At 69.6% G+C, this 12827-nt stretch carries 15 protein-coding genes; 11 read left to right on the top strand and 4 right to left on the bottom strand.

Going from position 1 to position 12827, the window contains the following annotated elements; all coding sequences use genetic code 11:
• Positions 1-7 precede the first annotated feature (7 nt).
• Positions 8-1147, bottom strand: coding sequence for a GTP 3',8-cyclase MoaA (gene moaA, locus AC1DRO_RS08600; RefSeq protein WP_028277206.1), 1140 nt, complete (start codon positions 1145-1147; stop codon positions 8-10).
• A gap of 132 nt (positions 1148-1279) precedes the next feature.
• Here moaA and AC1DRO_RS08595 point away from each other — a divergent pair, with 132 nt between their 5' ends.
• From AC1DRO_RS08595 to AC1DRO_RS08565, 7 genes are all read left to right on the top strand, one after another.
• Positions 1280-2023, top strand: a complete 744-nt coding sequence (locus AC1DRO_RS08595) for a response regulator transcription factor (RefSeq protein ID WP_043436237.1) — start codon at positions 1280-1282, stop codon at positions 2021-2023.
• The gene (locus AC1DRO_RS08590) at positions 2010-3392 is read left to right on the top strand and encodes a sensor histidine kinase (RefSeq protein WP_476950531.1); all 1383 of its coding nucleotides are present in this window, start codon (positions 2010-2012) and stop codon (positions 3390-3392) included. Before AC1DRO_RS08595 ends, AC1DRO_RS08590 begins: the two co-directional genes overlap by 14 nt.
• A 149-nt stretch (positions 3393-3541) precedes the next feature.
• Positions 3542-5110, top strand: coding sequence for a molybdopterin-dependent oxidoreductase (locus AC1DRO_RS08585; protein ID WP_476950610.1), 1569 nt, complete (start codon positions 3542-3544; stop codon positions 5108-5110).
• 26 nt (positions 5111-5136) lie between these two features.
• A complete protein-coding gene (locus tag AC1DRO_RS08580; RefSeq protein ID WP_476950530.1) occupies positions 5137-6360 on the top strand; it encodes a molybdopterin molybdotransferase MoeA in 1224 nt (407 codons plus the stop codon).
• Positions 6348-6914, top strand: a complete 567-nt coding sequence (moaC, locus tag AC1DRO_RS08575; RefSeq protein ID WP_476950529.1) for a cyclic pyranopterin monophosphate synthase MoaC — start codon at positions 6348-6350, stop codon at positions 6912-6914. The genes AC1DRO_RS08580 and moaC overlap by 13 nt, the downstream gene beginning before the upstream one ends.
• Complete coding sequence (locus tag AC1DRO_RS08570; protein WP_028277212.1) at positions 6911-7423, top strand: MogA/MoaB family molybdenum cofactor biosynthesis protein; 513 nt, start codon at positions 6911-6913, stop codon at positions 7421-7423. Before moaC ends, AC1DRO_RS08570 begins: the two co-directional genes overlap by 4 nt.
• Entirely contained in the window at positions 7413-7934 is a 522-nt protein-coding gene (locus AC1DRO_RS08565) for a molybdenum cofactor biosynthesis protein MoaE (protein ID WP_476950528.1), read from the top strand. Before AC1DRO_RS08570 ends, AC1DRO_RS08565 begins: the two co-directional genes overlap by 11 nt.
• A 30-nt stretch (positions 7935-7964) precedes the next feature.
• Here the strand turns inward: AC1DRO_RS08565 and AC1DRO_RS08560 are convergent, their stop codons facing one another.
• Entirely contained in the window at positions 7965-8423 is a 459-nt protein-coding gene (locus AC1DRO_RS08560) for a Clp protease N-terminal domain-containing protein (RefSeq protein ID WP_476950527.1), read from the bottom strand.
• Between the two features lie 9 nt (positions 8424-8432).
• Positions 8433-8636 carry a helix-turn-helix domain-containing protein gene (locus AC1DRO_RS08555; protein WP_026266610.1) on the bottom strand — a complete coding sequence of 68 codons (204 nt, stop codon included), beginning with the start codon at positions 8634-8636 and terminating at the stop codon, positions 8433-8435.
• Between the two features lie 205 nt (positions 8637-8841).
• Here AC1DRO_RS08555 and dapB point away from each other — a divergent pair, with 205 nt between their 5' ends.
• Both dapB and AC1DRO_RS08545 read left to right on the top strand, forming a co-directional pair.
• On the top strand, positions 8842-9600 hold the full coding sequence (dapB, locus tag AC1DRO_RS08550; protein WP_476945687.1) for a 4-hydroxy-tetrahydrodipicolinate reductase: 759 nt from the start codon (positions 8842-8844) through the stop codon (positions 9598-9600).
• 5 nt (positions 9601-9605) lie between these two features.
• Positions 9606-10088, top strand: coding sequence for a hypothetical protein (locus AC1DRO_RS08545; protein WP_459384309.1), 483 nt, complete (start codon positions 9606-9608; stop codon positions 10086-10088).
• A 120-nt stretch (positions 10089-10208) separates the two neighbouring features.
• Here the strand turns inward: AC1DRO_RS08545 and AC1DRO_RS08540 are convergent, their stop codons facing one another.
• The gene (locus AC1DRO_RS08540) at positions 10209-11462 is read right to left on the bottom strand and encodes a heparan-alpha-glucosaminide N-acetyltransferase domain-containing protein (protein ID WP_476950526.1); all 1254 of its coding nucleotides are present in this window, start codon (positions 11460-11462) and stop codon (positions 10209-10211) included.
• Between the two features lie 115 nt (positions 11463-11577).
• Here AC1DRO_RS08540 and AC1DRO_RS08535 point away from each other — a divergent pair, with 115 nt between their 5' ends.
• Both AC1DRO_RS08535 and AC1DRO_RS08530 read left to right on the top strand, forming a co-directional pair.
• Positions 11578-12033, top strand: coding sequence for a hypothetical protein (locus AC1DRO_RS08535; RefSeq protein ID WP_476950525.1), 456 nt, complete (start codon positions 11578-11580; stop codon positions 12031-12033).
• Positions 12034-12042: 9 nt separating this feature from the next.
• A complete protein-coding gene (locus AC1DRO_RS08530; protein WP_476950524.1) occupies positions 12043-12807 on the top strand; it encodes a carbon-nitrogen hydrolase family protein in 765 nt (254 codons plus the stop codon).
• Positions 12808-12827 lie beyond the last annotated feature (20 nt).

Here is a 12827-nt window from a genome sequence, read left to right as displayed (position 1 = left end):
AAAAAAATCAGCCTCCGATGGCGCTCATGCTGCGGTCCGGCTGGACGAAGTCGGGCGCGTCGAGGCCCACATGGTCCATGCCGTGGGCCTTGGGCTTGATCCACATGGCATCCTGCCAGCGTTCGGCGAGCTGTTCGTCGCTGGCGCCCTCGCGCAGCAGCCCCAGCAGGTCCACTTCCTCGCGCGAGAACAGGCAGCTCATGATCTTGCCCTCGGCGGTGATGCGCGTCCGGCGGCAGTCCGAGCAAAACGGCTCCGTGACGGAGGCGATGATGCCCACAGTGCCGAGCAGAGGGCCGGTGGCGCGGTCGGTGCCGGGAACCCGGGCCCGGACTTCGAACCGTTCCGCCGGGGCGCCGTCGCGGTCCCGCGGGTCGGAACTGAGCACGTAGTCGACCGAGAGCAGTTCGCGGATCTCCGCGGCGGTGATCATGTTCCGCCGGGTCCAGCCGTGGTCCGCGTCGAGCGGCATCTGTTCGATGAAGCGCAGTTCATAGCCGCGGTCCAGTGCCCAGGCCAGGAGGGCCGGCGACTCGGCGTCGTTGATCCCGCGCATGAGTACAGCATTGAGCTTTACCGGGCCCAGGCCTGCGGCCCAGGCGGCGTCGACGCCGGCGAGGACCCTGTCCAGGAAGGGCCGGCGGGTCAGCTTGGTAAAGGTTTCTTCATGCAGGGAGTCGAGCGAGACGTTGATTCTGGTCAGTCCCGCGGCTTTGAGTCCGGCGGCCTTCTTGTCCAGGCCGACGGCGTTGGTGGTCATCGAGATTGGCAGGTCGGGGTGGGCCTGGCGGAGCGCGGCGATGATCTGCAGCAGGTCCGCCCGCACCAGGGGCTCGCCGCCGGTCAGCCGCAATTCGCGCACGCCGAGCATATCGACGCCGATTCGCACGATCCGGACGATTTCCTCCGCGGACATCACCGCCTGTTTGGACAGCCATTCCAAGCCCTCGGCCGGCATGCAATAGGTGCAACGCAGATTGCACTTGTCCGTCAGTGAGAGGCGCATGTCGGTGGCACGGCGGCCGTAGCGATCCACGAGCCCGGCAGGCAGGCCCTCCGGACGCCCGGACAGCGCGGCTGCAGCAGGCATTCCCGCTCCGGGACTGCCTGCCGCGCGGGGCTGGGGCATACCCAGTTGAACTGTCATAGAGTCAGGCTACGCCACCTCGCTGCCCACGTCACAGCCGCATGACGGCACGGATATTACAGATTCGGGAACGATGTCCCGCGGGGGTCCGGAGCTCTGCCCGGACCGTTGCGGCGAACCTATGCTGGAAGCGTGAACAAGACCCAGCCGGCCCCGGACGCAACGGAGTACCGGCGCATCCTTCTCGTCGAGGACGAACCGACCATCGCCGGAGTGGTCCGGGACTACCTCGTTCAGGCGGGATACCAGGTGGTCCTCGCCGCCGACGGGTTCACAGCCCTGCGCCTTGCGGCCGAACGCCGCCCGGACCTCGTCCTGCTGGACCGGATGCTGCCGGGCCTGGACGGTGTGGAAGTCTGCCGCCGGCTCCGTGCCGCACACAGTGTCCCGGTCATCATGCTCACCGCCCTCGGAACGGAAGACGACCGGATCCTCGGCCTGGAAGCCGGCGCGGACGACTACGTCACCAAGCCATTCTCGCCCCGCGAGCTGGTACTGCGGGTCCGGTCGGTCCTGCGCAGGAGCATTCCCGAGTTCAGCCCGGAGCCCTCCGTCGAAGTAGGCGGTTTCGACCTCAACCCGGCCGCCCGCACCGTCTCACGCCACGGCACGCCCCTGGCGCTGACGGCCCGGGAGTTCGACCTGCTGGCCTTCATGCTCCGCCGTCCCCGGCAGGTCTTCAGCCGCGAGGAACTCATGAAGGCGGTCTGGGGCTGGGACTACGGGGACCTGTCCACTGTCACGGTGCACGTGCGGAGGCTGCGGGAGAAGATCGAGGACGACCCCACCCGCCCCTCCGTCCTGAAAACGGTCTGGGGCGTGGGGTACCGGCTGGACCCCAGCGACGAGGAGGAGTCCGCCGATGCAGACCTCTGAACTCCTGACCATCATCGGCTGGGCCGTTGCTTGGGGAGCCTTGATCGGGGCCGCGTCGCTGCTCATCCTGAAATCCCTGCGCCGGGCCTCGTTCGCAGTCCAGATCTGTGTGGTGGTGCTCGCTGCCGTGGCGGTCCTGACGGCCGGAATGGTCAGCGCCTTCAACGCCATGTTCATCTCGGCCCGGGACCTCGAAGTGATGTGGTACGTCCTGGCCGTGGCTTCCGCCGTGGCTGTTTCGATCGCGCTCGTGCTCGGATCGAGGGTTTCGCGGAACGCCAAGGCGCTGGTCGAGGCTGCCCGGAGCATCGGCCGCGGCGAGAGCCCCGGGATCCAGTCCCCGGTGATGAGCCACGAACTTGCCGCCCTCGCCGCCGAGCTCGAATCCAGCAGCCGGATGCTGGAGGCCTCCCGGCAGCGGGAGGCCGCCGTCGAAAACGCCCGCCGCGAACTGGTCAGCTGGATCTCCCACGACCTGCGGACGCCGCTGGCGAGCATGCGCGCCATGACCGAGGCCCTGGAAGACGGGATGGCCGCGGATGTTCCCGGCTATTACCGCAAACTCATCGCGCAGACCGACCTCATGGCCGGCATGGTCAACGACCTCCTGGAATTGTCGAAGATCCATGCCGGAACGATGCGGCTCAAGGCCGAGCCGTTGGACCTGTACGACCTCGCCAGCGACGCCATTGCCGACCTCGCCGCGCTGGCGGAGCAGCACGGCATTACGCTCGACGGCGGCGGCCAACGGGAAAGCCTGGCCCTCGCCGACGGCCCCTCGATGGGACGTGCCATCCGGAACGTCGTGCTCAACGCGATCGTCCACAGCAGACCCGGCTCCAGGGTCACCGTGGAAGTCGGCCGGAACGGTGACCGGGCCGTCGTCGCGGTCACCGACGGCTGCGGCGGAATCCCGGAAGCGGACCTCCCGCATGTGTTCGAAACCGGCTGGCAGAAGGACCCGGCGCGGCGGCAGGCCGGCCGTTGGGCCGCCCCGGACGACGGACTGGACGGTATGGCCCCTGATGGCGCGGCCCGGGGCGACGGCTTCCGGGTGCCCGGGCCGGATGAGCCGGCGGGCGTCATGCGCTACAGCGGCGCCGGCCTTGGCCTGAGCATCGTCGCCGGAATCGTCAGCGCCCATCAAGGCACCGTCACCGTGGAGAACGTCGACGGCGGATGCCGGTTCTCGCTGCTGCTCCCCGGCCAGGGAGCAGCCGGCCAGGAGCCGGGTGGCAGCCACGGCACTTCTGCCGGGGAGCCTGCTGCCGGGGGAGCATCAGCCCCGGCAGCAGCAGCCCAGGGCACACGCAACAGGATTCCGCGCGACGCGGTAGAGGAAAAACTCCGGACGGGACGGGCACAGTGAGCAGCGGCGTCGGATTTGACGGGCAGGGGAAGGAAACCGGCGGCACACTCGCCGGCAGGGAACAGCAGCATACGGAACCGGGAGTCCGGCAGCGGCAGTCCCGGGACCTGTGGGCCGCCGGGGCCGGACTGGTGGCCGTGGGGACGGCGGTGGTCCTCGGTGAACTCACGGCCAGCCTGGTGAGCCCCACGGTGTCTCCGGTGACGGCCGTCGGCGGGGCCGTGATCGACACCGTCCCGCCTGGCGTCAAGGAGTGGGCCATTTCCTTGTTCGGCACGGCGGATAAGGTGGCGCTGCTGGGCGGCATGGCACTGGTCATCGCCGCGCTCGCGGCGCTCTCCGGAGTCCTCGAAGTGCGGCGCCGTTTCGCCGGGGTGATTCTCATCGCGGTGTTCGGCGCGGTAGGGCTCGTGGCCGTGCTGAGCCGGGCGGACCTGACCGCCAACGCCATCCCCGTCCCGGTGCTGGTGGCACTGGTGGGGATCGCGCTGTTGCGGTGGCTCATCCGGAAACTGTTGGAGTGGCAACCCGATGCCGGCCGGCGGCCGGCGGTGGCGTCCGGCCCGGCGGAAACACCACCGGTTGAGCCGGCCCCGCAGGAAGCCCCCGCCGTGGCGCCTGCAGATGCTACAGCCAACGACGCCGGGCCCGCCCGGCGCCGGTTCCTGCTGGCGCTGGGCGGGACAGCCGCGGTTGCCGCCGTCGCCGGTGTGCTCGCCTCCACCCTCAGGGGAGCTGCCGCCGTCGTCAGCGACGTGCGCAGCAAGCTGGTCCTCCCGGTGCCCGCCGCTCCCGCGCCGCCCATCCCGGCCGGCGCCGAGATCCGGCTGGACGGGCTGGGCCCGCTCGTGACGCCGAACAGAGATTTCTACCGGATCGACACCGCCCTGCGCGTCCCGCTGGTGGACCCTGCGGAATGGACGCTGAAAGTCACGGGCCTGGTGGAACGGGAGATCGAGCTCGACTACGCCACCCTCCTGGCCAAACCCCTGACGGAACGGCACGTGACCATCGCCTGCGTCTCCAACGAGGTCGGCGGGGACCTGATCGGCAACGCCCGCTGGCTCGGCTGGCCGGTGCGCGAACTGCTCGCCATGGCCGGCCCCAAGCCCGGGGCGGACATGGTGCTCTCCCGCAGCACGGACGGCTGGACGGCAGGGACCCCGCTGGAGGCCCTCACGGACAACCGCGACGCGCTGCTGGCCGTCGCCATGAACGGGGAACCGCTCCCGCTCGAACATGGATTCCCCGTCCGGATGATCGTGCCCGGGCTGTACGGCTACGTCTCCGCCACGAAGTGGGTCACCGAACTCAAAGTGACCCGGTACGCGGACGACGTCGCCTACTGGACGCCCCGCGGCTGGAGCGAGCGCGGGCCCATCAAGACATCGTCCCGCATTGACGTGCCTCGCGACGGGGCCAACGTGAAGGGCGGGACGGTTGTCTTCGGCGGCGTCGCGTGGGCCCAGCACACGGGCATCGGCAAGGTGGAGCTGCGGGTCAACCGCGGCGACTGGCATCAGGCCGAGCTGGCCCCCGGCATCTCCAAGGACACCTGGTACCAGTGGAAGCTGGCCCTGCCGCTGGAGCCGGGACAGTATGAGGTCCAGGTCCGGGCCACAGCCCTCGACGGCGTGCCGCAGGCCGAGGAATCCGCCCCGGTCGCGCCGAACGGAGCCACGGGTTACCACACGGTTAGAGTTGACGTGAAGTCCTAGCGAGCCGAGCAGAGGTCAGGAAACGCATGCACCGCACCGAGACAAGGCATGTCAGCGTTCAAGCGCACCGGGACAAGGTGCGGGCCCTGCTGGCCCCCCTGCGCGCCGAGGGGCGGGTGGAACGGCTCCCGCTGCTCGAAGCCCTGGGCCGGGGGATCGCCGCCGACATCCTGGCGCCGCTGGACCTTCCCCCCTTCGCCAACTCGCAGATGGACGGCTTCGCGGTCCGCAGCGCCGACGTGCCCGACGGCGGCAGGGAACTGCGCGTCGTCGCGCCCGTCCCGGCCGGTGCCGCACCGGCGGAACTGGCCGCCGGCACGGCCGCCCCGATCATGACCGGCGCGATGATGCCGGCCGGGGCCGACGCCGTCGTTCCCATCGAGCAGGCCGTGCCCGATTCCTTCCCGGTGCCGGGGGAGCCCGCCACGGTCCACCTGCCGGCCGCCGCCGCCGGAACGTTCGTGCGCGACGCCGGCAGCGACATCCGCTCCGGCGAGCTCGCCCTCGGCGCGGGGACCTTCCTCGGCCCCGGTCAGCTGGGACTGCTGGCGGCGATGGGCTACACGGAGGTGCCCGTCCATCCCTCCCTCCGGGTCCTCTTGGTCACCACCGGCGACGAGGTGGTGGAACCGGGCAGCCCGCTGGGACCGGGCAAGATCTTCGACTCCAACGGCACGCTGCTCGAGTCCTCCATGCGCCAGGCCGGGCTCCAGGTCACACGGACCGGCGTCTCCACGGACCAGCCGGATGAGCTCGCCGCGTTGCTGCGCCGGCATGCCCCCGCCGTGGACCTGATCGTCACCACCGGCGGCGTCAGCAAAGGTGCCTACGAGGTGGTCCGGCAGGCAATGGCCGGACACGACGTCGAATTCGGCGCCGTGGCGATGCAGCCCGGCGGCCCGCAGGGGATCGGCAGCTTCGACGGCGTCCCTGTGCTGGGGTTCCCGGGTAATCCGGTGAGCTGCCTCGTGTCCTTTGAAATGTTCCTGCGCCCGGTCCTCACAGAACTGTTCGGCGCCCCGGCCCCCCGGCCCGCCGTCCGCGCGCGCCTCGCCGAACCGCTGACATCCCCGGCGGGCAAGCACCAGGTGCGCCGCGGCACACTGGCTCCGGACGGCACGGTCAGGCTGGAGGGCGGCGCGGGATCCCACCTGGTCCATGCCCTGGCCCGTTCCAACGCCCTGGTCCACGTGCCGGAGGGAACAGCGGCGCTCGCAGCGGGCGACGAAGTGGAAGTATGGATCCTGTGAACGATGTAGAAAACCCCGAAGCGGATGCCACACCAGCAGACAACGGCGGAGCGGACAACGGCGAAGTGGACAACGGAGCAGTGGGCAACACCCGCCTGACCCATCTCCGCCACGACGGCACGGCCCAGATGGTGGATGTGTCCAACAAGGCGCAGTCCACCCGGGAAGCCACGGCCACCGCGACCGTCCGCAGCACGGCCGAGGTCCTGTCCCTCCTCGGCGGCGGTGAGCTCCCGAAGGGCGACGCCCTGGCCGTGGCCCGCATCGCCGGGATCATGGCGGCCAAGAAGACGCCGGACCTGATCCCGCTGTGCCACCCGCTGCCGATCGCCAAGGTCACCATCGATTTTGAGCTCGACACCGACGCCGTGACAATCTTCGCCACGGTCAAGACCCGCGGCGTCACCGGGGTCGAGATGGAAGCCCTGACTGCGGCGACGGTCGCGGCACTGAGCGTGTACGACATGATCAAGGCCGTGGACAAGCACGCGGTCCTGACCGATATCAAGGTGCTCGCCAAAAGCGGCGGCAAGAGCGGGGACTGGACCCTATGAACATGCCCGAACCCCACCGCCACGGCGAAGCCACGGGCCGCAAGGCCGGTGTCGTGATCGCCTCCACACGGGCGGCCTCCGGTGTCTATGAGGACCTCACGGGTCCTGTGATCATCGATTGGCTCACCGAGCACGGCTTCGAGCCGTTCCCCGCCATGGTGGTGCCGGACGGGGCGCCGGTCGGGGCCGCGCTGAGGGCCCTGCTGAGCCAGCAGCCGGCCGTCATCATCACCAGCGGCGGCACCGGGCTGAGCCCCACGGACGCAACGCCAGAACAGACGCTGCCCCTGCTGGATCGGGAAATCCCGGGCATCATGGAGGGCATCCGGACCGCCGGAACGGCCAAGACTCCGATGGCCATGCTCAGCCGGGGCCACGCGGGCGCAGCCGGACAGACGTTCATCGTGAACCTGCCCGGATCCCCGAAAGGCGTGATGGACGGCCTGGCCGTGCTGGATCCCATTCTTGGACACCTTTGCGACCAACTGGAAGGCAGCCATGGGCACTGATACCGGATTTGAAATCGTGCATGCCGTGCTGAGCGCCGAACCCATCTCGGTGGAGCAGGCCATCGCGGCGGTGGAGTCGGACACGGCAGGAGCGGTGGTCAGCTTCAGCGGCGTCGTCCGCAACCACGACGGCGGCAAGCAGGTCTCCCGGCTCAGCTACAGCGCCCACCCGACGGCGCACCAGGTGATGGCCGACGTCGTCGCCGGGCTTGTGACGGAGCACTCGGTCCCGGCCGGGGATGCCGTGCCCGGCGGATCTCCGGAGGATGCCGCCGGTGGCGCCGGCGCCACCGGGGACCGGCGGCAGCCGGTGCGGATCTGGGCGGCCCACAGGATCGGCATGCTGGAGATCGGCGATCCGGCCCTGGTGTGCGCCGTCTCGGCGGCCCACCGCGGCCAGGCCTTCGCCGTATGTGCAGAACTCGTCGACCGGATCAAGGCCCAGGTGCCGATCTGGAAGGAACAGTTTTTCGCCGACGGCACTGTGGAGTGGGTCGGCGCCGGAGAGTAGAGGCAGTGGTGACCGGAAGCCGGCTCCGGATCAGGAGGAAAGAACCCTGCGCCGGACCACCGCCCGGTCGACCCCCAGTTCCTTGAGCAGCACGGCTGCCGGATCGTGTTCCTCGCGGTCCAGCAGCGACAGCAGCAGATTCGCGGTGGTGATCTGTCGTGACTTCTGGTCCATGGCGTACCGAAGCATGCCTTCCATTACCGACCGGGCGCCCGAGCTGAAGGGCGGTTTCTTCCCCCGGCCGGGCATGGGGACGCGCTCAAAGCCGTGGGCAGCTATACCGATTGACGCGAGTGCCGTGCGGTCAAGCCTCGCCGCCGCTGCCCGAGCCTGATCGAGCGTGACACCCAGAAGGCCGGCGGGACCAGGATCGTGGAGCGCCCCCAGCAGCAGATGATCCGTGCCCAGCCGCTTGTCGCCGCTGCAGCGGGCCTCGTCCATGGCGAAGCCAACGATTTTTCGGGTGTCGTCGGCAAATCGTTCAAACATGGCTTGATCTCACTCTCGGTATTTTGCGTGGACGGACTGCCGTGAGACGCCCAGGGCGTCACCGATCTGCTCCCACGTCCATCCCTGCTGTCGGGCCGCTCTGACCTGCGCTGCCTCGACCTGTTCTGCCAGGCGATGGAGGGCGCCGACCGCCCGCAGGCCGACGGCGGGGTCGAGTGAATGAATATGCGCGGACAGGTCGTCAGTCTCCATGCCTGTCAGTTTAGATTGACAGGCTCAGGACGTCAATCCAGCTTGACAGGCCTGGGTCGGCGTGTGACCCATCGAGCCGGCGGGCCGGGCCCTGCGGAACGTTGCTCACGCCGCGTGGCGGGCAGGCTGTCGCCCCCGACGGCGGCCCTGTAACCAAGCGCCGCCGGTTCCGGAACGCAGCGGCCCCGGCGGTAGGGTTGATGGCATGACCGAACAACTCTCCGTCGCCGTGCTGGGCGCCAGCGGGCGCATGGGCGCAGAGGCCGTGAAGGCCATCGACGCCGCCGCGGACCTGACGCTCGTCGCGGCCCTTGGCCGCAACGACCCCCTCGACTCCCTTGTCAGCTCCGGCGCGCAGATCGTGGTGGACCTGACCGTCCCCGAAAGCACCGAGGCGAACGTTCGCTTCGCCGTCGAGCACGGCATGCACGCCGTGGTCGGCACCACCGGCTGGGATGCCGGCCGGCTCGCGGGCCTGGAAGAACTCCTCGCCAACCGGCCCGGCGTCGGCGTCCTGATCGCCCCGAACTTCGCCCTCGGCTCCGTCCTGGCCTCCGCCTTCGCCGCCAAGGCGTCCAAGTACTTCGAATCCGTTGAAATTATTGAGCTGCACCACCCGGACAAGGTCGATGCGCCCTCCGGCACGGCCGTGCGCACGGCACAGCTGATCTCGGCCGAGCGCTCCGAGGCTGGCGTGCCGTCCAGCCCGGACGCCACCACTTCGGAACTCGCCGGTGCCCGCGGCACCGACGTCGACGGCATCCGGGTCCACAGTGTCCGGCTGGCCGGTCTTGTCGCGCACCAGGAAGTCCTGCTGGGCGGGCCGGGGGAGCAGCTGACCATCCGCCACGACTCCTTTGACCGTGCGTCCTTCATGCCCGGGGTGCTGCTGGGGATCCGCAGCGTCGCCGCTCACCCCGGTCTCACCGTGGGACTCGACGGCTACCTGGACCTGGGACTCTGAGCCCGATGTCCGCTGCCTTGACTGCCCTGAAAGCGAACCGCACCAAGATCTGGGTGGGGGCCGTCACCCTGCTGCTCGTGTTTTACCTGGTGGTGTCCCTTCAACGTTCCGTGCTCCTGATGTCCGATCCCAGCCTCGTGGCGAAGGCGATCGGCGTCGCCTACCTGGTGCTGCCGGTCATCGGGGCCTGGGCCCTGATCCGGGAACTGCTGTTTGGTGCCCGCACTGAGCGGTTGGCAAAGATCCTCGAAGCCGAGGGAGGTCTGCCGGAGGACACGCTGCCGCGCACGCCCGCCGGCCGGATCATCCGCGAAGCCGCAGACGCCGAATTTGAGAAGTACCGCGCCGAGGCCGAAGCCGCCCCCGAGGACTGGCGTTCCTGGTTCCGGCTCAGCTGTGCGTACGATGCTGCCGGAGACCGCAAGCGCGCCCGCGCCTCAATGCGCGACGCCGTGCGGATGTTCCGCGCCGGGGCGCAGAAGAACTAGCCGGACGCTGTGCGGAAGGCCTGTGGGCCGCGCCGGACCTGGCGGCAGGCCGGTGGGCCCGTGCTCGGCGGACGGCCTGTGGACCGCGCCGGGCCCGGCGGCGGAACTTAGCGCCGGACCTTAGCGCACGCGTCGAGGCCGGCGGACTTGAGCCGGCCGGTGGCGGCCGGCCTGGCTGGCCGCATGGGTCGCCCATTCCAGCGGCCCGCGCCACGCCATGGCCGCGAAGACTCCGCCGGCCACCAGCACCCCGACAGCCTGCGCGAAGTACACACCCTCCACGGTCCAGCCCGGCATCAAGGGCTGGTCGTGCAGGGCGGCCATGATGCACAGGTGAGCCGTGTAGAGGCTCAACGTCATGGCCCCGGCTCCGCGCAGCGGCAGCAGCAGATCCAGTTCCAGCCAGTCGCCCAGCCGGCCCAGCAGCAGGCACAGGCCGATCACGGCGGCAGCGGCCCCCGAGGTGTGCAACAGATCCAGCGTGGTGCCGGAGTGCGGTGCACTCGTGGCCAGCCACCACACTGAGCCTGACTGGTCGATGCCGGCCAGGTTGACCTGCAGCAGGCTCTCCAGCGGGTAGGCGGGATCGCCGATGTGCGCCTGAAGGGCCTGCCTGCCACCCCAGTCTTCCAACATGAGCGTCCCCAGCCATTTGGACATGACGGCCACCACCGTGCCGGCAGCAACGAGCAGGAACGGCACGGCCGCTTTCCACAGCGCCATCCGGCCGATCACCAGCCCTACGAGGAGATAAGCGATCCACTGCAGGACAGGGTAGTAGCCCGTGAGGAAGAGGTCGCCCAGTAGCCTTGCCGGCGTGGCCAGATCCTCCCAGCTTGGGTTGTGCCCCAGCCGCAGGGGCGGATCGGCGGACAGCAGCCACGGCCGCAGGAGGTAGGCCAGGGCGGGGGCAGCCAGTATCCCGAGGGCCGCGAGTGCGGCCAGGCGTTTCAGCCCAAGCCCGATAAAGGGCAGCACGCACAGGAACAGCAGGGCGTAGTGGACCAGAATTATCGCGATGTTGACTTCCAGCCCGCCCAGGGAGAGCCCGACGGCACCGATCACGAGCGCCCGCAAGGCGATGCCTCTGCGGGCCGCCCGCAGTTCGGCGCCCTCGAGCGGCTGCTGTTTCCCCGTGGACAAGGCGAGTCCGACTCCGGCCAGCACGGCGAACAGCGCGGCTGCCCGTCCGGAAAACGCCAGGCCGATCCAGGTGGGCGTCAGCTGCTGGTCCGGCTCAAAGGTCGCCAGCACGTGGGTGGCCATCATGGCCAGCAGGGCGAGGCCGCGCGCGGCGTCGATACCGGCCAGCCGGACGCCGGGGGGAGTGCCCCGGACGGTCCGGGAAGCCGTAGTAATTCCGCGCGCCGTCATCATCTGATCGTCTCACGATCGGTCCGGTGACCGTCTCATCTTCGGCCTGCCCGCAGCCCCGATCCTTCTCCGGGCAGCCCTTGAATTCGAATATATGTTCGAATACGATGGGCGCATGAACGACGCCCCAGAGCCAGCCTTCCTGAAGCCCGAATTCACCGGCCGGGATTCCACAAGCCGACATTTTCCGGGCCCGGATCCGTCGGGCCCGCAATGGACCAGCGCGACGCCTGGTGGAAGAACAAAGCGTGGCGAGCCGGCGGCCGGCGTCCTCAAAGCCATGAGCCCGGGCGTGGTGGACTTCCTCTTCCGGCGCTTGGTCGCCGGGGAGCCGGCCGAGGACGTCCAGTGGGGGAAGGAGGGGGCGGCGCTGGCCGCGGTACCGCCGGGAGCTGAGCTGGCGCGGCGGCTGGCCGAGACGGACCTCGATGCCCTCACTCCAACCGAATTGTTCGACTACGTGCGGGCGGCCCAACGTCTGGCCGCCTGGGCGGAGGCCCTTCGCGAAACCGCCGTCGGGCGCTACTGCTCGGCACCTTCGGCTCCCTCCGGAGAAAGAGGGAGTGCATAGGATGGCAGGGTGACCACTGGCTCAATCACCGCGCTGACGCTGTCCGCCGTCCAATACCAGGCCCTGGATGGTGGCGTTGCCGCCAACGTGCCCGAGCACATCCGGCTGATCGAAGACGCCGAGTCGCATGGAGCCCGGCTTGTCATCTTTCCCGAACTCTCGCTGACGGGGTACCGGCTGGACCTGCTGGACGGACCCGGGGAGTGGCTGAGCGCGGCTGACCGGCGGCTGGACGGCATCCGGGAAATCTGCCGGCGCACCGGAATGACCGCCGTGGTCGGTGCAGCGTTCAAAGACGCGGACGGGACGCCGCGGCTGGCCGTCCTCGCGGTCCATCCAACAGGCTCCATCGAGGCCAGCTTCAAAACGCACCTGCACGGACCGGAGCGGGATCTCTTCGTGGCCGGCAGGAATCCCGCGGTCCTGGAGATCGACGGCTGGAAGGTCGCCCTGGCGATCTGCTTCGACGCAGCCCGCCCGGGCCATGCGGAATGGGCCGCGGACGCCGGGGCGGACATCTATGCCGTCTCGGCCCTCTACACGGCCGGCGAAGACCACCGGCTGGCACTGCATCTCGGCGCCCGGGCCATGGACAACCGGATGTTCTCCGTCCTGGCGAACCTGGCGGGCGCCACGCCGCTCGGCCCTTCGTGTGGCCTGAGCGGGTTCTGGGGTCCTGACGGGCTCCCGCTCCGGCAGGCGGCCGGCACCGGCACCGAGGTGCTGACCGCGAGTCTCCAATACAGTGTGCTGGCGCGGTTTCGGCGGCCCTGAGTCCGGCCGGGCCGCCGAAA

The sequence above is a fragment of the Arthrobacter sp. P4_F11 genome, assembly GCF_056401395.1.
The sequence above is the reverse complement of the archived record's forward strand: the minus strand, read 5'-3'. Positions and strand labels throughout refer to the sequence as shown.

Bases quoted from the DNA above. Each gene is read 5' to 3' on its own strand.
- AC1DRO_RS08570 (WP_028277212.1), top strand. From the start codon at position 6,911: ATGAACATGCCCGAACCCCACCGCCACGGCGAAGCCACGGGCCGCAAG.
- AC1DRO_RS08580 (WP_476950530.1), top strand. From the start codon at position 5,137: ATGCACCGCACCGAGACAAGGCATGTCAGCGTTCAAGCGCACCGGGAC.
- moaA (WP_028277206.1), bottom strand. From the start codon at position 1,147: ATGACAGTTCAACTGGGTATGCCCCAGCCCCGCGCGGCAGGCAGTCCC.
- dapB (WP_476945687.1), top strand. From the start codon at position 8,842: ATGACCGAACAACTCTCCGTCGCCGTGCTGGGCGCCAGCGGGCGCATG.
- AC1DRO_RS08590 (WP_476950531.1), top strand. From the start codon at position 2,010: ATGCAGACCTCTGAACTCCTGACCATCATCGGCTGGGCCGTTGCTTGG.
- AC1DRO_RS08555 (WP_026266610.1), bottom strand. From the start codon at position 8,636: ATGGAGACTGACGACCTGTCCGCGCATATTCATTCACTCGACCCCGCC.
- AC1DRO_RS08535 (WP_476950525.1), top strand. From the start codon at position 11,578: ATGAACGACGCCCCAGAGCCAGCCTTCCTGAAGCCCGAATTCACCGGC.
- AC1DRO_RS08540 (WP_476950526.1), bottom strand. From the start codon at position 11,462: ATGACGGCGCGCGGAATTACTACGGCTTCCCGGACCGTCCGGGGCACT.
- AC1DRO_RS08565 (WP_476950528.1), top strand. From the start codon at position 7,413: ATGGGCACTGATACCGGATTTGAAATCGTGCATGCCGTGCTGAGCGCC.
- AC1DRO_RS08545 (WP_459384309.1), top strand. From the start codon at position 9,606: ATGTCCGCTGCCTTGACTGCCCTGAAAGCGAACCGCACCAAGATCTGG.
- AC1DRO_RS08560 (WP_476950527.1), bottom strand. From the start codon at position 8,423: ATGTTTGAACGATTTGCCGACGACACCCGAAAAATCGTTGGCTTCGCC.
- moaC (WP_476950529.1), top strand. From the start codon at position 6,348: ATGGATCCTGTGAACGATGTAGAAAACCCCGAAGCGGATGCCACACCA.